We start from the raw sequence: 18,488 nt of genomic DNA, 5'->3' as shown, positions 1-18,488 counted from the left end.
TCAGGCGCGGGTGCAGACGTGGACCGATTCGCTGTGGCCGTTCTCGCTGTGCACGATGCGCAGGACGTTGTTCCGGTAGGTCACCTTCAGCACCTGGCCGTCGTTCGCGTCCCTGTGGCCCGGCGCCTTCCAGGGGAAGGTCAGCGACAGCCCTTCCCCGGCCTCCTTCGGGACGGTGAGGGCCTCGCCGCCGGTCAGCCGCTGCACGCCCCCGGGGGCGTCGTACACGTCGATCCTGAGGTGGCCGCCGCGCAGCAGCCAGCCGCCGTTCCAGGTGACCGGGGACCCGTCGGCGCTCCAGGTGAGGGTGAAGCCGCCGTTCCCGCCGCCGTCGGCCATGACGGTGGCCTTCCCCTTCACGGTCTTGCCGTTCGGGGTGGTGGACTCCAGGTTCCAGTCGCCTTTGACGAAGGCGTCGAAGGCCCGGGCGGCCACGCCGGAGGTGGCGGGCCCCGATCCGGCGGGGGACGTCGACCCGGTCGAACCGGTCGGGGCCGCGGTGGCGCCGGAGGCTCCGCCGGTGGTGGGGGATCCGGAGGGGCCGGAGGTCCCCTGGGAGCCGGACGGTGGCGTGGCGGCCCCGCCCTTGCCCGGTCCGCACGCCGCGAGCAGCGAGGCGCCCATGCCGATCGCCAGGTAGCGCAGCGCATTGCGCCGCCCGATGATCTGCGCCGCGGCGCGTATCTCCCGTACCGTCACAGCCACTTCACTCCCCCGTACGCCGCTTGATCAACAGCGGTCGACTATACGGTCGCTCCCGCGCACGGGAACTGCTTGATCGTCCGCTGCGTCATCGGCACTGTGAAGGACGCACAGCGATGACGTACGGGCGCGAAAGCATCGACCTGCCCGAGGACCGGGGTTGCCTCCAGTGGGTCCTGGGCGTTCCGCTCGGGATCCTCCACCTGCTGAACGCCGCCGCCGTCTTCTCCGCCGTCCTCGCGAGCCCCCAGGGCGACTGGGACCACCGGGGCTACGAGCGCATCGACGCCATGTGCTTCCTCTCCCTGTGCCTGAGCGTGCTCGGCCTCCTGATCACCCTCGTCCCGAGCGTCCGCCGCACCCTGGGGCCGTGGTGGACGGCCCTGCCGCTCGCCTTGGGCGTGATCGCGTACATCCGCATGGCCACGCTGGGCTGACGTGCCGCAATCATCAACCGCCCGGCTGCACATCAGAGTTGCACTGTCGCAGGGCCGTGGTGGAATGACCTGATGGTATGGAATGAGTGGGAGAGCGCGAAGGCCGAGGTGGCCGCCCAGCGGCAGGTGTCGATGCGGCTCAACCAGCTGCCCGGCGGCCCGGGCGGCGGCGGTCAGGCCGATCTCGTCGCGCACCAGGACGACCTCGGTGACGTGGGCCACGAGGCCTTCCTGCTGCACGGCAAGCTGCAGAAGCAGGCCGACATCGCCGGCGCCGGGTCGAACAAGGAGGGGGCCGGCTCCACGATGCAGGCCGCCGCAGCGCTGAAGGCGAGCAAGTTCGCCCTCGGAGGCGAGCTGGAGACGACGGTCTCGGTGTGGACCTCGCAGGTCCAGACGGTGTTGCAGGCCTGCGCGCACATATCGAACCATCTGGACTACTCGAAGAAGGCGCACGCCGAGGACGATGCCGCGATCGCGGCGTCCCTCCGCAACCGTGACGGCTCTGCCGTGGCGGTGTCGCGTCTCACCGAGTACTTCAAGTAGGGGCCGCGCGCGATGAACTACACCGAGCTCATCGAAGTCGATCTCGGCAAGCTGGCAACGGCGGTCGGGGACTGGAAGCGCACGGCCGGGGATCTGGAGCGCCTCGGCGGCGAGGCCCGCGACGGCCTGAAGGCGAAGGCGGAGAAGGCCCGCTGGGAAGGGGTCAACGCCGGAGTGACCCGGGAGTTCACGGGAAAGACGGTGAAGGAGTTCGAGGACCTCCACGCGGAGGCGAAGAGCATCTTCAGCGTCCTCGACGATGCGCACTCCGAGCTGAAGAGCCTCCAGCAGCGGGCGAAGAGCCTGGCGGACGACGCCAGGGAGAACGGGTTCTTCGTGCGGGCGGGCAAGGACGGGGGATCGGTGATCGTCGAGCCCCTGATGTGCACGGTGGAGGGGCCCGACCAGAGGGCCAAGGACCTGATGCGCTGGTACGCGGACACGCTCGCCGACGTGGTGGCCCACGCCTCCGAGGTCGACGCCGCCGCCGTACGGGCGCTGCGCGCGAGCCACGGCGGCGACCCCACCAACCCGGGCCACGCGACGTACACCTCGCTCGACCGGGAGATGCTGCCCCGGGCCGTGAAACTGGCCGGTCTCGGCGAGGACGCCAACGACAAGCAGCGCAAGGAGCTGCGTCGGCTGTGGCAGTCGCTCAGCCCCGAGTCGCGGGCGCAGCTGTGGACGCAGCACAAGGACGACCTGCTGGCCGCGGGCCTGCTGGCGCCGACGGTCAAGCAGGTGTCCGCGGACAAGGGCGCGGGGCCGTACGACTCCGAGTCGGCCGGCGCCAAGGACTACTGGAAGGAGCTCCAGGCGAACGGCATCTCCAACACGGGTGACTTCATGGGCAAGACGGACGCCGCCCGGCACATGGACCACTACCTGAACGGCTCGGGCCTTCCCCTCGACCTGGATGTCGACCGGATGCTGAACGACGAGGACGACCAGGTCCTCAATCAGCGGACGTCGAAAGTCCGCACCGAACAGCAGGAGGAATGGCGCCGCCAAGCGCTGGAGGCCTTCGAGAAGTCGGGTGGAAAGCCCGTCGCCATCCCGGTGGAGACAGCCGGGATGGGCTACACCCACGACAAGGGGCCGGACGGGACGAACAACTGGTACCTGGCCGTGGGCAGCGCCATGACCAACCAGACCGGTGTGGTGACGGCGGTTCCGGGCCCGGACGGCAAGCCGCAGGTCAGTATCGATTACCAGGTCAACGTGTGGGACCGCTACAACTGGGATCCCGGCAAGGCCACGCCCATCGGCCCGACCACGGTGACCGACGCCGACATGGCCCGTCTGCACCGGACGGGGCTGGCCCAGGAGTTCGACATGAGAGGCAGCAGCTCCGTGCAGCACCACGACCTCAGCTCCGGGGGCTCCTGGCCCGAACCGAAGGATCCGGGCCGGGACGGAACGCGGACGGACATCGGCCGGAATGGGGATGCGCGATGAGGGGTCTGCAACGACGGAAGCGGTGTGCGGCGGTCGTCGCGGGCGCGGCTGCGCTCCTCGTCATGACGGCCGGATGCTCGGGGTCGTCCGCCGGCGGCGGAACCCGCGAGACCCGTGGCGTGTCCTACTGGGTGGACGGGGCCACCGTTGAATCCGTCGCGAAGACCCTGCAGGTGCAGGTGCCGGCGACGGCCACCGAGGCCAAGGCCGCCCATCTGAACGGGCTCCAGGACGACAACCTGATCCTGGCGTTCGTGCTGCCCACCGCCGAGGTGGACGGCTTCGTCGCGGGGCTGAAGCCCGAGGCGCCTCTGCGCCTGCGGGAGCAGCCCTTGACCTTCGACTCGGACGCGACGGCCCCCTTCACGCACCTGGGGCTGCCCGCGCCGGATCTGTTGGGCCAGGTCCGCGAGGGCCAGATCTGCGCCCCCTGCAAGGGCGATCTGAACTGGCTCAAGATCTCGGTGGCGAGCGTCGACGGGCAGAACAGCCGCATCTATCTGAGCGGCGTGGACTGACACACACCGCAGCCCCCGCCCGGACGGGGGCGGGGGCTGCGGCGGGTTCGGGCCGTCGGGCGGTCAGGGCGTCAGGCGGCCACGGGTACCGGGGTGCGGTCCTCCAGGGGGGAGGACGAGGCGGCCTCGTAGGCCTTCTTGTCCAGGATTCCCTCGCGGGCCGCGACCACGACCGGGACCAGGGCCTGGCCGGCGACGTTGGTGGCGGTGCGCATCATGTCCAGGATCGGGTCGATCGCCATCAGCAGGCCGACGCCCTCCAGGGGCAGGCCCAGGGTGGACAGGGTCAGCGTCAGCATGACGGTGGCGCCCGTCAGGCCGGCCGTGGCGGCCGAGCCGACCACCGAGACGAAGGCGATCAGCAGGTAGTCGGTGATCGTCAGCTGCACGTCGAAGATCTGGGCGATGAAGATCGCGGCGAGCGCCGGGTAGATCGCGGCGCAGCCGTCCATCTTGGTCGTCGCGCCGAACGGGACGGCGAAGGAGGCGTACTCCTTCGGGACGCCGAGGCGTTCGGTGACCTTCTGGGTGACCGGCATGGTGCCGACCGAGGAGCGGGAGACGAAGGCCAGCTGGATCGCCGGCCAGGCGCCCTTGAAGAACTGGATCGGGTTGACCTTGGCGACCGTCGCGAGCAGCAGCGGGTAGACGCCGAACATCACGAGCGCCGAGCCGACGTAGACGTCCGCGGTGAAGGTGGCGTACTTGCCGATGAGTTCCCAGCCGTACGAGGCGATGGCGGTGCCGATCAGGCCGACGGTGCCGATCGGGGCGAGGCGGATGACCCACCACAGGGCCTTCTGCAGCAGCTCCAGGACCGACTCGGCGACGTTCAGCACGGGCTGTGCCTTGCTGCCGAGCTGGAGGGCGGCGATACCGGCGACGGCGGCGAGGAAGACGATCTGGAGCACGTTCAGCTCGGTGAACGGCGTGACGATGTCCTTCGGCACGATGCCGGTCAGGAAGTCGAGCCAGGAGCCGGTGCGCTTGGGCAGCTTGCCGTCCTGCGGGGTGAGGCCGGTGCCGGCGCCCGGGTCGGTCAGCAGGCCGATCGCGAGGCCGATGCCGACGGCGATCAGCGAGGTGATCATGAACCAGAGGAGGGTGCGGGAGGCGAGCCGGGCGGCGTTGTTGACCTTCCGCAGGTTGGTGATGGACACCAGGATCGCGAAGAAGACGAGCGGGGCGACGGCCAGCTTCAGCAGCTGGACGAAGATGTCGCCGATCTGCTCAAGGGTGGTGGCGAGCCAGCTGACGTCCTGGCTGCGCGCGATCCAGCCGAACAGGACGCCGAGCGCGAGACCGGTGACGATCTGGGCCCAGAAGGGGAACTTGAACGAGGTCTTGGCGGGCTCGGGGGCGGAGGCCGGCGTGGGGGCCGGGGCCTGAGGGGTCGCGGACACGGACACTCTCCGGGAGGAACAGAGGAAAAGAGAAAAGGGTGTGGGCGTGGGGTTCAGCGACAGCCACAACAGGCCGCGGACACGCGGCGGCAGAGGTCGACGTGCAGGCGCTCCACGAGCGGGACGCCCGTGGCCGTGGGGTGCGCAACTGTGGTCAACATGTTGAACACGCTAACACTTTCGCTTTGAGAACCTCAAAGGCGTACTTTGAGCCAGCCGCAGGCCGGGGCCTCCCCGGGCTGCCCCGGCACCCTCCGAGCACGCGAAAGCCCCGGCGTTACGGGCGGTGGACCCGGCGCCGGGGCAGTTCGGTGTGTGATGAAGCTAACGGGCTCCGGGCGGTCAGGCGCGGGCGGCGTCGTCGGCCGCGTCCTCCTGGGATCGGTTCGCGGCGAGCTTGTTCTTCGCGCCCTCGACCCGTCCGGCGATCTGCTCGGACATCTCGTCGCGCTGCTTGCGCAACAGGACGAAGGACAGCGGCGCGGAGATCACCAGGGCGAGCAGCACGACCCACGCGAAGTTGGCGTCGCCCAGACCGGCGGGCACCCAGCCCAGGCGGACCAGCAGGGCGACCAGGACGAGGCATCCGACGAAGATGCCCAGGCGCATCGCGGTGTAGCGGATCGTCGCGCTCGGCTTGAGGGACACGGTGACCCCTTCTTTCTCGTCGTCCTGCGTCGTCACGTGCCCGTCCAGTGAAGCACGCCGGCCGGCCTCCGCGGCCCGGCGGGGGTGGGCGGGGGGCCGGGCGGGGGCTGGTGTGCAGCTCAGTGCAGGGGCAGCAGCATCGTGATGTCGTCACGGTCGTCGCCCGGGGCCACCCGGATGGCGTCCGGGACCCGGCCGACCTCCTTGTAGCCGCAGGAGGCGTAGAAGTGCTCCAGCCCGTGCCCGCCGCGGCAGCCGAGCCGGATCGCGTCGATGCCGTCGAGCGAACGCGCGGCCTCGGCGAGGGCGTCCATCAGCGCCCGCCCGACGCCCCGGCCCTGGAGCTCGGGGCTGACCATCACCGTGTACGCCCAGACCCAGTGCTTCTGGAGCCGGTGCGTGTTGAAGGCGAGGACGGCGCAGGCGACGACCCGGCCGTCGCCGTCGCGGCCGGCGAGGAGGCGGTGGCGTCCCTCGGCCATCGCGACGAGGTGCCTGACCAGCTCGGGGCGGATGTCGTCCACGGTGACGGGCGGCACGAACCCGACCGCGCCGCCGGCGTTGGAGACGTCGGTCCACAGCTGCGCGATGCCGTCGCGCAGGGCGGGGTCCACGACCGGGTCGAAGGTGAAGGTAATGGTCATTCCCGCAGACTAGCCATTACAGACCGGTGTCGGCAACGGACCATGCGCGGCAGGCCCCGGTCCCTCGGGACCGGGGCCTGCCGCGTGTACGACCGGGCGGGGCCGGCTCAGACGCGCATCGCCTGCGGGGTTTCGCGCAGCGCCGCGTCGGGGCCGGGGTACTCGCGGATGACCTCGTAGCGCGTGTTGCGCTCGACCGGCCGGAAGCCGGCCTCGCGGATCAGCTCCAGCAGGTCCTCGCGGCCCAGCTTGTTCGGGGTGCCGTAGTTGTCCGCGTCGTGCGTGATCTTGTACTCGACGACCGAGCCGTCCATGTCGTCCGCGCCGTGCTGGAGCGCGAGCTGGGCGGTCTGCACACCGTGCATCACCCAGAAGACCTTCACGTGCGGGACGTTGTCGAACAGCAGCCGCGAGACCGCGAAGGTCTTCAGCGCCTCGGCGCCGGTGGCCATCGTCGTCCGCGCCTGGAGCCTGTTGCGGACCTTCCCGTCCTGCATGTCCACGAAGTCGTGCTGGTACCGCAGCGGGATGAAGACCTGGAAACCGCCGGTCTCGTCCTGGAGCTCGCGCAGACGCAGCACGTGGTCCACGCGGTGGCGCGGCTCCTCGATGTGCCCGTAGAGCATGGTCGACGGGGTCTTCAGACCCTTCTCGTGCGCGAGCCGGTGGATGCGCGACCAGTCCTCCCAGTGGGTGCGGTGGTCGACGATGTGCCGGCGGACCTCCCAGTCGAAGATCTCCGCCCCGCCGCCGGTCAGCGACTCCAGGCCGGCCTCGATCAGCTCGTCCAGGATGTCGGAGGCCGACATCCCGGAGATCGTCTCGAAGTGGTGGATCTCGGTCGCCGTGAACGCCTTGAGCGAGACGTTCGGCAGCGCCTCCTTCAGTGCGGAGAGCGAGCGCGGGTAGTAGCGCCACGGCAGGCTCGGGTGCAGGCCGTTGACGATGTGCAGCTCGGTGAGGTTCTCGTTCTCCATGGCCTTGGCCAGGCGCACGGCCTCCTCGATGCGCATGGTGTACGCGTCCTTCTCGCCCGGCTTGCGCTGGAACGAGCAGTACGCGCACGACGCGGTGCACACGTTCGTCATGTTGAGGTGGCGGTTGACGTTGAAGTGGACGACGTCACCGTTCTTGCGGGTCCGCACCTCGTGGGCGAGGCCGCCGAGCCAGGCCAGGTCGTCCGACTCGTAGAGGGCGATACCGTCCTCACGGGTCAGCCGCTCGCCGGAGCGGACCTTCTCCTCCAGCTCACGCTTGAGCCCAGCGTCCATCGGCTGGTCGCCTCCTCTGTGTCCTGACGCCCTGTGTCCCCGCAACCGTACTCTCAGCGCTCCTCGGGCAGGTCCCCGACCCGGTTCTCCCACTTCGTGGAGAGCACGATGGTGGTGCGGGTGCGGGAGACGCCCTTGGTGCTGGAGAGCTTCCGGATGATCTTCTCCAGCCCGTCCACGTCCCCGGCCCGCACCTTCAGCATGTACGAGTCGTCGCCGGCGATGAACCAGCAGTCCTCGATCTCCGCGAGGTCGCGCAGCCGCCGGGCCACGTCCTCGTGGTCGGCGGCGTCGGAGAGGGAGATGCCGATGAGCGCCGTGACGCCGAGGCCGAGCGAGGCCGCGTCCACGGTCGCGCGGTAGCCCGTGATGACGCCGGCCGTCTCCAGCCGGTTGATCCGGTCGGTGACGCTGGGGCCGGAGAGGCCGACGAGCCGGCCCAGCTCCGCGTAGGAGGCACGTCCGTTTTCCCGGAGAGCCTGGATGAGCTGCCTATCCACCGCGTCCATATACCTGGAGCCTTCCATTATTCGGCGATCCCGCAAGTTTACGTATAGAATCTAAGGCACACAGGGGCGACACCCTGTGAATCTGTCAACAGATCAACGACGATCTGACGAGCTTCAGGAGTGGTTCACCGTGTACACGATCGAGATGGCCTACGCGCACATGCGACAGCTCCAGGAGCTGGCCAACCGATCCCGCACCGACCAGCCCGCCGCCGCCCACCGCAACGACAAGACCCGCAAGCCGGGCGCCAGGAAGCGCTAGTCACCGCTTCCCTCCCGGGGGCGGCCGGTTCCCAGCTGCCCCTCCCACCGGCGGTACAGCGTGTGCGGCACCCCAGCCGCATCCAGCACCCGCCCCGCGACGAAATCCACCAGATCCTGGATGTGCGTCGCACCCGCGTAGAACGCCGGAGAGGCGGGCAGCACGACCGCGCCCGCCTCGTCCAGCGCCACCAGGTGGCGCAGCGTCTGCCCGCCCAGCGGGGTCTCCCGCACCGCGACCACCAGAGGGCGCCGCTCCTTCAGCGTGACGCTCGCGGCCCGCTGCAGCAGGTCCTTCGACAGGCCGAGCGCCACCCCCGCCACACAGGCCGTGGACGCCGGCACGATCAGCATCCCCTTGACGGGGTACGAGCCCGAGCTCGGCCCGGCGGCGAGGTCCCCCGCCGCCCAGTGCCGTACGCCGTCCAGTTCCGGCCGCGCGAAGGTGGCGGGCTTGCCGTCCGCCCCGCGCTGCAGCCACTCGGCGAGGTCGTCCCGCCAGTGCGCGTCCCGGTAGGCGATCCCGGTCTCGTCCATCAGGGTCAGCCGCGAGGCCCGGCTGACCACCAGGTCCACACTCTCGCCCGCCGCCAGCAGCCCTCGGATCACCGAAGCCGCGTACGGCGTCCCGGACGCCCCGGAAACCCCCACCACCCAGGGGGTGCGCTTGCGCTCAGTCATGGCTACGAGACTATCCGGCCACGCCGCACGGGCACCCGCCCAGGCCTCCGTAGGCCTGACGGACCGGGAGGATCAGCCGGCGGCCGAGGGGTCCACCGGCAGACCCGAGGTGTCGATGCGCAGCTTGCCGATGCCGGTCTCGACCGTGACGGTCCCGCCGTACGGGATGGTGTCCCGCCCCCGGTACCCGTCCGGGCCCGGGTTCCACAGGGTCACGCAGTGCGCCTTGTACGGGTCGAAGATCAGGTAGTGCGGGATGCCGCGCCGCGCGTACGCCGCGTCCTTGACCTCGTAGTCGTTGCGGACGCTGCTCGGCGAGACCACCTCGATCGCCAGCTCGATCAGGTCGGGCGAGTAGGCGCTGAGGTTCTTGGCCACTTCGGCGGCCGGGATCACGGCGAGGTCGGGGCAGAACTCGTTGTCGGCGTCAAACGGGACGGCAACGTCGCTGAGGAAGTTCCATTCGTCGGACATCTGGGGCTTCAGCGTGCTCCACAACCGCCAGATGGTGGCGTTGTGGTGCGGCTTGAGCGGACTCATCACCATGGCGCCCTCGACGATCTCCATCCGGTAGCCCGGGAACATGTCCTCGAACCGGCTGAGCTGTGAGTGCAGGCGGTCGCTCTCCGAGACGGTCACGTCGGCCTCCCTGTCCATGCACTCGATGGTAGGCCGCACGGTAGCCGCAGGGTCAGGGCCCGAACTGCGGATCCGCAGGGGCTCACACGATCGAGCTAGGGGGTCAGGCCCCGCACCACCAGGTCCAGGAGAGCGCAGACGAAGAGCGCGATTCCGATGAAACCGTTCACCGTGAAGAAGGCGCGGTTCAGGCGGGACAGGTCGTGCGGGGTGACGATGGTGTGCTCGTACAGGAACGCGGCCGCCACGACCACCAGGCCGGTCCAGAACGGCGCGCCCGCGTCCGTCGCCACGGCGTACCAGGTCAGGAGGGCCGTGGTGACCACGTGCGCGCCGCGGGCGCCCCACAGGGCCGCCGGGACGCCGAAGCGGGCCGGGACCGACTTGACCCCGTCCGCGCGGTCCGCGGCCACGTCCTGGCAGGCGAAGATCAGGTCGAAGCCGCCGATCCACACGCCCACCGCCAGCCCGAGGATCACCGCGTCCCAGGACCAGGTCCCGGTGACGGCCAGCCAGGCCCCGACGGGGCCCATGGCCTGGGCGAGGCCCAGGATGGCGTGCGGGAAGTTCGTGAACCGCTTCCCGTACGGGTAGACCACCATCGGGACGACGGCGACCGGGGCCAGCGCCAGGCAGAGCGGGTTCAGCAGGGCCGCGGAGCCGAGGAACACCGCCACCGCGACCCCGGCGCCGGTCCACGCGGTCCGCACGGAGACCGCGCCGGTCACCAGCTCGCGGCCCGCGGTGCGGGGGTTGCGGGCGTCGATCTCCCTGTCGATGATCCGGTTGGCCGCCATCGCGAAGGTCCGCAAGCCCACCATGCACACCGTCACGAGCAGCAGCTCGCCCCAGTGCACGGTCCCGTCGAGCCGGAACATCGCGGTGAGCGCGGCGATGTAGGCGAAGGGCAGCGCGAAGACCGAGTGCTCGATCATCACGAGCCGCAGGAACGCCTTGACCTTGCCGGTGGGCTGCGGCGCCTGTCCGGGGCCGAGCACGCCTTCGGCGGTGGTCATCATGCAAGGCTCCTGCGGAAGTCTTCGAGGTCGGCGCGGAGTGCGGCGGCGTCGACCGCGGGGATGTCGAGGGTGACGGGGGGCAGTTCCTCGCCCTCCGGCGGGGTGACGACGGCGGAGAAGCGGCAGCCGTCACCGGCCGGGTAGGCCTGGAGGTGGAGCACCTCGCCCGCGCCGACGACGAACGGACCGGTCTCGAAGGACAGCTCGGCCAGCAGCCGGTCCGTGAAGTCCTCGGCCTCCGCGTCCCTGAGGCCCGGCAGCTCGAAGCCGCCGCCCTCGCCGCTGCCCTGTTCCCACATCAGCGCCCAGACGTTGCCGGGCCCGGCGAACTCCTCGGGGCTCACCCCCGCCTGGTCGGCGGCCTCCCGGACCTCGGGGTCGGCCGGGTCCAGGCGGGGGCGCAGCAGGGCGACGTAGTCCGTGTCGGTGCCGATGAAGAGGGCGGGTCCGCCCATCGCTGCGGGGCTCACAGGCCGTACTCCTTCCAGCGGCGGTCCACGAGGGCCGCCGTCGCGGGGTCCGACTCGACCATGTCGGGCCAGCCCCCGTCGCGGGTGTAGCCCTCCTCGGGCAGCTTCTTCGTCGCGTCGATGCCCGCCTTGCCGCCCCAGAACTGCTGGTACGAGGCGTGGTCGAGGTGGTCGACGGGGCCCTCCACGACGGTCAGGTCGCGGGAGTAGTCCGTGTTGCCGAGCGCCCGCCAGGACACCTCGTGCAGGTCGTGGACGTCGCAGTCCGCGTCCACCACGATGATCAGCTTGGTCAGCGACATCATGTGCGCGCCCCAGATGGCGTGCATGACCTTCTGGGCGTGCTTCGGGTACTTCTTGTCGATCGAGACGATCGCGCAGTTGTGGAAGCCGCCCGACTCGGGCAGGTGGTAGTCCACGATGTCCGGGACGATGATCTTCAGCAGCGGCAGGAAGAAACGCTCCGTCGCCCGGCCCAGCGGGCCGTCCTCGGTCGGCGGGCGGCCGACGACGATCGACTGGAGCAGCGGCCGCTTGCGCATCGTCACGCAGTCGATCTTCAGCGCGGGGAACGGCTCCTGCGGCGTGTAGAAGCCGGTGTGGTCGCCGAAGGGACCTTCCGGCAGCATCTCGCCGGGTTCCAGCCAGCCCTCGATGACGACCTCGGCGTTCGCCGGGACCTGGAGCGGGACGGTCTTGCAGTCGACCATCTCGATCCGCTTGCCCGCGACGAACCCGGCGAAGAGGTACTCGTCGATGTCGCCCGGCAGCGGCGCGGTCGACGCGTACGTCACCGCCGGCGGGCAGCCGAAGGCGATGGCCACCGGCAGCCGCTCGCCGCGCTTGGCGGCGACCGCGTAGTGGTTGCGGCTGTCCTTGTGGATCTGCCAGTGCATGCCGATGGTGCGCTTGTCGTGGCGCTGGAGGCGGTACAGCCCGAGGTTGCGCACGCCCGTCTCGGGGTGCTTGGTGTGCGTGAGTCCGAGGTTGAAGAAGGAACCGCCGTCCTTGGGCCAGGTGAAGAGGGCCGGCAGGGCGTCGAGGTCCACGTCGTCGCCGGTGAGGACGACCTCCTGGACGGGGGCGGCGTCGCCCTTCACCTTCTTCGGCGGGACGTGGACCATCGAACCGAGCTTGCCGAAGGCCTCGCGGACCCCGATGAAGCCCTGCGGGAGCTCGGGCTTGAGCAGGCCGCCGATCTTGTCGCTGATCTCGCCGTAGGACTTCAGGCCGAGGGCCTTGAGCAGGCGGCGGTCGGTGCCGAAGACGTTCATCGCCAGGGGCATCGAGGAGCCCTTGACGTTCTCGAAGAGGAGGGCCGGGCCGCCGGCCTTGTTCACTCTGTCGACGATCTCCCCGACCTCCAGGTACGGGTCGACTTCGGCCTTGATGCGCTTGAGGTCGCCCTCCCGCTCCAGAGCCCGGAGCAGCGAGCGGAGATCGTCGTAAGCCATGGGGTTCAGTATCCGTCACCTACTACCCTGGGAGCGTCACCGGGGCCCGCTGCGGGCCCCCCGCCACTGCCGGGGAGTCGGTCCCACACCGTGCTGCGCTATCTGCCGTTCCTGCTGATCATCGCGCTGACCATCTACGCCTTCATCGACTGCCTGAACACGCCCGAGGAAGAGGTCAAGCACCTTCCCAAGGTGGTGTGGGTGCTCATCATCCTGCTCTTCTCGATCGTCGGGCCGGTGGTGTGGCTGTTCGCGGGCAGGCAGCGGGCGGCGATCGGCGGCGGGAGCCGGGGCGCGGGCCGCCGGGCGCAGTGGGTGGCGCCCGACGACAACCCGGAGTTCCTGCGGTCCCTGGGCGAGGAGCGCAAGAAGGACACGGACAAGGACTCCGACAAGGACTAGGACGAGGGGCGGGCCCTACCGGCCGGGCGCGTCGGCGGGCACGCCGCCCGGCTCCGCCTGCGGGAGGGCGCCCACCAGCCACGGCATGTCGTTCCGGCGGACCGCGATGAGCACCTCGTGCTCCCCGTCCCGGCACTGGGCGACCACGTACGAGGTCTGGTCCGCGGCCACGTCCATGGCGTCGGGGTCCGAAGCCAAAAGCGGGCGGACCCGCTCCAGCACCAGCCCCGCCGGGAGCGGCTCGCGGCGGAAGGCGCCGGTCGGGTCGTTGGTGAAGGCGACCACCCCCGGTGCCACCACGAGGTAGGCGTTGCGCCGGGTGCCGGCGGGGCCGCTGCGGTCACCGAGCAGGACGGCCCCGAAGACGTGCTCGCGGTCGTCGCGGCGCGGCGCCACCTCGATCGTGTCCCGTTCGCCGCGCAGGCCCTTGTACAGGCAGACGGCTCCGGCGCAGAGGACAGTGAGAGCGGCGGCGGCCACGCTCCAGCGCAGGGTCTCCTCGATCCGCAGGTCCAGGGTCATGGCGATGACCGCAACGCCGACGCCCAGGACGGTGAGCGCGACGGAGGGCACGACGAGCTGCCAGGGAGCGGCCCGCCGCGAGCGGCCGGACAGCCACCGCTGCCGGCAGCCGATCCACACCAGGGCCGGCCCGATGATCAGCAGGCCCAGCCCCCAGCCGAACGGCACCGCGTAGGCGGTGTACGGGTTCTCCACGGTGTAGGCGGTGCGGGCGAAGCCGGGGCCGTAGGCGATGCTGCGGACCTGGCCGCGCCAGCGGACCAGCCGGACCTCGGCGCCGTTCGCGACGATCCGCTCGGCGCTGTGCCACTGCATCCGGAGCCGCTGCTTCGTCCCGTCCCCGCGCACGACCTCGATGTCCTCGACCGTGTACCTGACCCCGGGCTTCCAGGACCGCTCCACCGTCGCCGGCACCGAGCTCAGGCACTGCGCCTCCTGCCGCGGCCGCAGGCCGGGGGCGCAGGTGTCCGCGGCGGCGAAGTCGCGGGCGGCCGCGGTGGCGGTCCGCACCGGCACCAGCAGCAGGCAGGCGCCGATCAGCATCATCACGGCGCCGAGGCCGATCGCGAGTCCGGCCGATCTCCAACTCGCCCGGTCCGCGGGTCTCTTGGGGTTCTCTTCGGTGTTCACGAAGCCCAAGCATGCCGTAGCGGCTGACGGCTCACTGCGCCCAGGGCAGGGCGCGGGTGCCCTCGGTCCCCGGGACCGACACCACCCCGTCCGCCCGCATGGCGACGTACGCCTCGAAGTCCTGCGGGGCGTGGATCTGCCGCAGGCAGTCCGGCGGCAGGACCAGGGTCTGGCCCGCGGTGACGCGCTCGGTGCGGTCGGCCGCGGTGGCCTCCAGCGCGCCCGCGACCACCGTCCAGACCTGCTCGCGGTCGGCGGAGTGCTCGGGGCCGGTGGAGCCGGCGGTCATGGTGCCAGGTGCTGAGCTCGGAGCTGCCGCGGCTGGGCGCGGCGAGGCCGGTCATGGTCGCGTTGGGCGTGACGGTGACGTGGTCGGGCGAGGTGGTGACGACGTGCACGGGGAACTCCTTCGGAAAGACTGAGTCAACCTGCTTTACTCACATGTCGAGTAAAGCAGGTTGACTCACCCGTGTCACCATGGTTTGCGTGACCAGAGACGACGACACCCCCGCCATCGAGCTGGCCTTCCTGCTCGGTCTCGGCTTCCAGCTCCTGCTCGGCGAGTTCACCCGGCGCCTCGGGGAAGCCGGGTACGGAGACCTGCGCCCCGTGCACGGCATGGCCTTCCAGGCGCTCAAAGGCCCCGGGGCCACCGCCACCGAGCTCGCCGAACGGCTCGGGGTGACCAAGCAGGCCGCCGGGCAGATCGTGGACGACCTGGAGAAGCGGGGCTACGTCCGGCGCCAGCCGCACCCCGGGGGCGGCCGCCGCAAACTGGTGGTGCTGACCCCCGCCGCGTACGGGCACCTCGCCGTCGCAGGGCGCGTCCTGCACGCCTTGGAGGCGGAGCTCGGAGCGGAGGCCGACCTGGGCGCGCTGCGCACCGAACTGGGCCGGCTGGTGCGCGCGCTGAACGGGGACGGGCCCCTGCCCGCCCTGCGGCCCGTCTGGTGAGCGCCTGCGGCGCCTGCGTCCGCGGCGCCTACGTCCGGGCGAAGGACGCGTAGGAGGACCGCAGCTGCGCCCAGCGGGCGTCCGTCCACCGGGACCACTCCGCCGGATGGCCGCCCATCGCGGTCTCCAGCAGCTCGAAGTGGTGGTGCCAGCCGGCCAGGCTGTCCAGGCGGTCGTCGTGCGAACCCTCGCGCTCGTTCAGGAAGCGGATCACCGTCGAGTCCGTGCCCACGGGCTCCAGGTGGAAGCGGATCCGCCCGTGCTCGGCGAGGGTGTACTCCACGACCCGCTCCACGTCCCAGGCCGTGATGTGGCCGGAATCGCTCGCGCCGCTGTTCAGCCAGCACAGGGTGACGGCCCCGTCGAGCCGCCGTTCCAGGACGTCCGCCGCGGCCAGCCAGCCGCGCAGTCCCTCCGCCGTGGTCAGCGCGGGCCACAGGGCCTCGTACGCACAGGGCAGGTGCACCTCGAAACGGAGCAGCCAGCGGTCTTCGCCGCGGCCCTCGCTGGTGGCATGACTCACAGGAGGCATACCACCAGCGTCCCACTCCGCCCGGTCAGACGCCCGCGTAGGAGTGCTTGCCGTTGAGCAGGATGTTCACGCCGTAGTAGTTCCAGATCCAGCAGGCGAAGGCGAAGAGCGCGAGGTACGCGGCCTTGCGGCCCTTCCAGCCGGCCGTGGCGCGGGCGTGCAGGTAGCAGGCGTAGGCCACCCAGGTCACGAAGGACCAGACCTCCTTGGGGTCCCAGCCCCAGTAGCGGCCCCAGGCGTCGCCCGCCCAGATCGCGCCCGCGATGATCGTGAAGGTCCACAGCGGGAAGAAGGCCGCGTTGATCCGGTACGAGAACTTGTCCAGCGTGGCCGCCGACGGCAGCCGCTCCATCACCGAGCTCGCGAACCGGCCCGGCGTGCCGCCGCCGGCCAGCTTGGCCTCGTAGGAGTCGCGGAAGAGGTACAGCACCGTGCCGGTCGCGCCGATGTAGAAGACCGCACCGCAGATGATCGCGGTGGAGACGTGGATCCACAGCCAGTACGAGTGGAGGGCCGGGACCAGCTGGTCGCTCGCGGTGTAGAGCCAGGTGGTGGCGATGCCCAGGTCCAGCAGGACGGTGGTGACCAGGATCAGGCCCATCCAGCGGACGTTCTTCTTCAGCGCCAGCAGGATCAGGTACGCGCCGACGGCCACCGTGGAGAAGGTGAGCGAGAACTCGTACATGTTGCCCCAGGGGGCCCGCTGCACGGACATCGCGCGGGCCACGACACCGGCCGCCTCGATGACGAAGGCCAGGGTCGTCAGCGAGACCGCGATCCGGCCGTACAGGTCGCCGTCCTCGGTGCCGCCGGCCGCGCCGGGGCCGTCCGGGACGTCGCGGGCGCCGGCGGTGGATCGGGTGACCACCTTCGGCTTGTCGAGGACGGCCGTGCCGCCCTTGCCGCGCACCTGGACGGCCGGGGCGCCGGCGGCGCCCGCCGTGTCCTTGGCGCTGGTCAGCGCCGCGGCGGTGCGGCCCACCTTGCTGCGGCTACCGAAGATCCACTCGGCGATGTGGGCGAGGAAGGCGAGCGTGTAGACCGCCATCGACGAATAGACCAGGTAGTTGCTGATCTGGGCCAGATTCTCGTTGACTTCGGCTGCGAGCGGCGTCATCCGCGCTCCCCTTCAACAGTGTCCTTGACAGGTCGTTCGGGCGCCGTGGGCGCCTGCTCGTGCAGGGCGGCGGCCAGCTGCCCCAGCTCCTCGGGGAGCTTGGCCGACTCGCTGCGGCCCAGGCCGGCCATCTCGACGACGGTGGTGCCGTCCTCGCCGCGGACCGCGCGCACCCAGACGCGGCGGCGCTGGATGAACAGGGACGCGGCCAGGCCGCCGATGGCGGCGACGGCGCCGGCGAGGGCGAGGCCGCTGCCGGGCTGGCGGGTGATGGAGAAGGTCGCCCACCGCTCGATGCCCTCGAACCGCACGGTGCCCGCGCCGTTCGGGAGCTCCATGGCCTCGCCGGGCAGCAGCCGCTTCTTGAACAGCTGCCCGTCCTCGCCTTTGAACTCCTGCATCTTCGAGGTGTTCAGCTGGTACACGTTCTGCGGCAGGCCCGAGTCCATGCCCAGGCTGCCGTGGTAGGCGCTCAGGGCGAGGACGGGGAAGTCCGCCGCGGGGAACTGGGAGAGCATCGTGCCCTTGCCCTCACCGGCGAAGGTCGGGACGAACATGGCGTTGAAGCCGAGCTGCTCCTTGTGCCCGTCCTTGTTCGTGTAGCCGTCCGGGACCTTGACGGCGCCCGAGGAGCTCAGGTTGGAGTCGAAGGGCAGCATCGGCACGGCGTCCTTGTAGACCACCTTGCCGGCGGGGTCGGTGACCGAGACGACGGGCGCGTAGCCGTGGCCGAGCAGGTAGACCTTGGCCCCGTCGACCTCCAGGGGCTTGTTCACCTGGATCTCGCGCTTCTGCGGCGCGCCGTCGGCGCCGTCGCGGAAGGTGACGTACGCCTTGAAGTCGCGCGGGGTGCCCTTCTGCGGGCCGGTCCGCTCGTAGGTGGCGTCGAACCGGTCGAGGGTGAAGGAGAACGGCGGCAGGTCGTCGGGGCTGAAGAAGCTGCCGTACTTGAAGTCGTCGTACTGGGTCAGCGTGTTGGCGAAGCCCTTGCCGCGCAGGACGAGCTTGCCGCCCTCGGACTTGAACAGCTGGCCCCAGGCGAAGGCGACCAGCAGCACGATCAGGGCGAGGTGGAAGACGAGGTTCCCGGCCTCGCGCAGGTAGCCCTTCTCGGCGGCGACCGAGCCCTGCCCGGCCTCGGTGCGGAAGCGGCGCCCGCCGAGGACCGTCTTCGCGTGGGCGAGCACCTCGTCGGGGGACGTCTGCGTCCGCCACGTCGCATACGCGGGCAGCCGGTCCAGGCGCCGCGGCGCGCCGGGCGGGCGGCCGGTGAGCTGGCCGACGAACTGCCAGCTGCGCGGGACGATGCAGCCGATCAGCGAGACGAACAGCAGCAGGTAGATCGCGGAGAACCAGACCGAGCTGTAGACGTCGAACAGCTGGAGCTTCGCGGCGGCCGGGACCCAGAAGGAGTGGTCCTTCTTCCACTGGGCCACCTTCATCGCGTCGACCTGGGTCTGCGGGACGAGGGAGCCGGGGATGGAGCCCAGGGACAGCAGGAAGAGCAGGATCAGCGCCACCCGCATGGAGGTGAGCTGGCGCCAGATCCAGCGGATCCAGCCGACCACGCCGATGCCGACGGGACCGCCGGCGTCCTCGACGGGGGCGGTGGACAGCTGCGCCCCGGCCGCCGCTGCGTCGGGTTCGGTTTCGCTTTCGGTCGTACTCATG

Annotated in this window: 23 protein-coding genes; 7 read left to right on the top strand and 16 right to left on the bottom strand. The window is 70.6% G+C overall.

What is annotated here, in order from left to right:
• Positions 1–705, bottom strand: coding sequence for a hypothetical protein (locus tag ABZ128_RS28750; RefSeq protein ID WP_356851961.1), 705 nt, complete (start codon positions 703–705; stop codon positions 1–3).
• Positions 706–818: 113 nt separating this feature from the next.
• On the opposite strand from ABZ128_RS28750, the gene ABZ128_RS28745 reads away from it, so the two are divergent.
• From ABZ128_RS28745 to ABZ128_RS28730, 4 genes are all read left to right on the top strand, one after another.
• The gene (locus ABZ128_RS28745) at positions 819–1,139 is read left to right on the top strand and encodes a hypothetical protein (RefSeq protein WP_356851959.1); all 321 of its coding nucleotides are present in this window, start codon (positions 819–821) and stop codon (positions 1,137–1,139) included.
• A 72-nt stretch (positions 1,140–1,211) separates the two neighbouring features.
• Complete coding sequence (locus tag ABZ128_RS28740; protein ID WP_356851958.1) at positions 1,212–1,685, top strand: hypothetical protein; 474 nt, start codon at positions 1,212–1,214, stop codon at positions 1,683–1,685.
• 12 nt (positions 1,686–1,697) lie between these two features.
• The gene (locus tag ABZ128_RS28735; protein WP_356851957.1) at positions 1,698–3,143 is read left to right on the top strand and encodes a hypothetical protein; all 1,446 of its coding nucleotides are present in this window, start codon (positions 1,698–1,700) and stop codon (positions 3,141–3,143) included.
• On the top strand, positions 3,140–3,661 hold the full coding sequence (locus ABZ128_RS28730; RefSeq protein WP_356851955.1) for a hypothetical protein: 522 nt from the start codon (positions 3,140–3,142) through the stop codon (positions 3,659–3,661). Before ABZ128_RS28735 ends, ABZ128_RS28730 begins: the two co-directional genes overlap by 4 nt.
• Before the next feature lie 71 nt (positions 3,662–3,732).
• On the opposite strand, the gene ABZ128_RS28725 is transcribed toward ABZ128_RS28730, so the two are convergent.
• The 5 genes from ABZ128_RS28725 to ABZ128_RS28705 form a co-directional block, all read right to left on the bottom strand.
• Positions 3,733–5,064 (bottom strand): dicarboxylate/amino acid:cation symporter, encoded by a 1,332-nt coding sequence (locus tag ABZ128_RS28725; RefSeq protein ID WP_356851953.1) that lies wholly within the window; start codon positions 5,062–5,064, stop codon positions 3,733–3,735.
• Between the two features lie 342 nt (positions 5,065–5,406).
• Positions 5,407–5,673 carry a DUF4229 domain-containing protein gene (locus ABZ128_RS28720; RefSeq protein ID WP_356851982.1) on the bottom strand — a complete coding sequence of 89 codons (267 nt, stop codon included), beginning with the start codon at positions 5,671–5,673 and terminating at the stop codon, positions 5,407–5,409.
• A gap of 158 nt (positions 5,674–5,831) precedes the next feature.
• Positions 5,832–6,356, bottom strand: a complete 525-nt coding sequence (locus ABZ128_RS28715) for a GNAT family N-acetyltransferase (protein ID WP_356851951.1) — start codon at positions 6,354–6,356, stop codon at positions 5,832–5,834.
• A 107-nt stretch (positions 6,357–6,463) separates the two neighbouring features.
• Positions 6,464–7,627 carry an aminofutalosine synthase MqnE gene (gene mqnE, locus ABZ128_RS28710; RefSeq protein WP_356851950.1) on the bottom strand — a complete coding sequence of 388 codons (1,164 nt, stop codon included), beginning with the start codon at positions 7,625–7,627 and terminating at the stop codon, positions 6,464–6,466.
• A gap of 53 nt (positions 7,628–7,680) precedes the next feature.
• Positions 7,681–8,136, bottom strand: a complete 456-nt coding sequence (locus ABZ128_RS28705) for an Lrp/AsnC family transcriptional regulator (RefSeq protein ID WP_356851949.1) — start codon at positions 8,134–8,136, stop codon at positions 7,681–7,683.
• A 130-nt stretch (positions 8,137–8,266) separates the two neighbouring features.
• On the opposite strand from ABZ128_RS28705, the gene ABZ128_RS28700 reads away from it, so the two are divergent.
• Entirely contained in the window at positions 8,267–8,398 is a 132-nt protein-coding gene (locus ABZ128_RS28700; RefSeq protein ID WP_356851947.1) for a hypothetical protein, read from the top strand.
• On the opposite strand, the gene ABZ128_RS28695 is transcribed toward ABZ128_RS28700, so the two are convergent.
• From ABZ128_RS28695 to ABZ128_RS28675, 5 genes are all read right to left on the bottom strand, one after another.
• On the bottom strand, positions 8,395–9,078 hold the full coding sequence (locus ABZ128_RS28695) for a UbiX family flavin prenyltransferase (protein ID WP_356851946.1): 684 nt from the start codon (positions 9,076–9,078) through the stop codon (positions 8,395–8,397). The two genes, ABZ128_RS28700 and ABZ128_RS28695, sit on opposite strands and share 4 nt — an antisense overlap.
• A 72-nt stretch (positions 9,079–9,150) precedes the next feature.
• A complete protein-coding gene (locus tag ABZ128_RS28690) occupies positions 9,151–9,735 on the bottom strand; it encodes a Uma2 family endonuclease (protein ID WP_356851945.1) in 585 nt (194 codons plus the stop codon).
• Positions 9,736–9,812: 77 nt separating this feature from the next.
• Positions 9,813–10,733, bottom strand: coding sequence for a menaquinone biosynthesis prenyltransferase MqnP (mqnP, locus tag ABZ128_RS28685; protein WP_356851980.1), 921 nt, complete (start codon positions 10,731–10,733; stop codon positions 9,813–9,815).
• Positions 10,733–11,206 carry a hypothetical protein gene (locus tag ABZ128_RS28680; protein ID WP_356851943.1) on the bottom strand — a complete coding sequence of 158 codons (474 nt, stop codon included), beginning with the start codon at positions 11,204–11,206 and terminating at the stop codon, positions 10,733–10,735. Before ABZ128_RS28680 ends, mqnP begins: the two co-directional genes overlap by 1 nt.
• Positions 11,203–12,660 carry a menaquinone biosynthesis decarboxylase gene (locus tag ABZ128_RS28675; RefSeq protein WP_356851941.1) on the bottom strand — a complete coding sequence of 486 codons (1,458 nt, stop codon included), beginning with the start codon at positions 12,658–12,660 and terminating at the stop codon, positions 11,203–11,205. Before ABZ128_RS28675 ends, ABZ128_RS28680 begins: the two co-directional genes overlap by 4 nt.
• A 90-nt stretch (positions 12,661–12,750) precedes the next feature.
• Between ABZ128_RS28675 and ABZ128_RS28670 the strand changes: the two genes are divergently transcribed.
• The gene (locus ABZ128_RS28670) at positions 12,751–13,062 is read left to right on the top strand and encodes a PLD nuclease N-terminal domain-containing protein (protein WP_356851940.1); all 312 of its coding nucleotides are present in this window, start codon (positions 12,751–12,753) and stop codon (positions 13,060–13,062) included.
• A gap of 15 nt (positions 13,063–13,077) precedes the next feature.
• Here the strand turns inward: ABZ128_RS28670 and ABZ128_RS28665 are convergent, their stop codons facing one another.
• Positions 13,078–14,214, bottom strand: coding sequence for a hypothetical protein (locus ABZ128_RS28665; RefSeq protein ID WP_356851938.1), 1,137 nt, complete (start codon positions 14,212–14,214; stop codon positions 13,078–13,080).
• A gap of 31 nt (positions 14,215–14,245) precedes the next feature.
• The gene (locus tag ABZ128_RS28660) at positions 14,246–14,503 is read right to left on the bottom strand and encodes an AraC family ligand binding domain-containing protein (RefSeq protein WP_356851937.1); all 258 of its coding nucleotides are present in this window, start codon (positions 14,501–14,503) and stop codon (positions 14,246–14,248) included.
• A gap of 197 nt (positions 14,504–14,700) precedes the next feature.
• On the opposite strand from ABZ128_RS28660, the gene ABZ128_RS28655 reads away from it, so the two are divergent.
• The gene (locus ABZ128_RS28655) at positions 14,701–15,168 is read left to right on the top strand and encodes a MarR family transcriptional regulator (protein WP_356851935.1); all 468 of its coding nucleotides are present in this window, start codon (positions 14,701–14,703) and stop codon (positions 15,166–15,168) included.
• 28 nt (positions 15,169–15,196) lie between these two features.
• Here ABZ128_RS28655 and ABZ128_RS28650 read toward each other — a convergent pair whose 3' ends face one another.
• Genes ABZ128_RS28650 through ABZ128_RS28640 form a run of 3 tightly spaced genes read right to left on the bottom strand, consistent with a single transcriptional unit; the run spans position 15,197 to position 18,487 of the window.
• Positions 15,197–15,700 (bottom strand): SRPBCC domain-containing protein, encoded by a 504-nt coding sequence (locus ABZ128_RS28650; RefSeq protein WP_356851933.1) that lies wholly within the window; start codon positions 15,698–15,700, stop codon positions 15,197–15,199.
• Positions 15,701–15,725: 25 nt separating this feature from the next.
• Positions 15,726–16,817 carry a c-type cytochrome biogenesis protein CcsB gene (gene ccsB / locus ABZ128_RS28645; protein ID WP_356851932.1) on the bottom strand — a complete coding sequence of 364 codons (1,092 nt, stop codon included), beginning with the start codon at positions 16,815–16,817 and terminating at the stop codon, positions 15,726–15,728.
• On the bottom strand, positions 16,814–18,487 hold the full coding sequence (locus ABZ128_RS28640; protein WP_356851930.1) for a cytochrome c biogenesis protein ResB: 1,674 nt from the start codon (positions 18,485–18,487) through the stop codon (positions 16,814–16,816). Before ABZ128_RS28640 ends, ccsB begins: the two co-directional genes overlap by 4 nt.
• Between the last annotated feature and the right edge of the window lies 1 nt (position 18,488).

The sequence above is a fragment of the Streptomyces sp. NPDC006326 genome (assembly GCF_040612915.1).
Taxonomy (GTDB): Bacteria; Actinomycetota; Actinomycetes; order Streptomycetales; family Streptomycetaceae; genus Streptomyces.
This window is presented reverse-complemented; position numbering and strand designations above follow the sequence as displayed.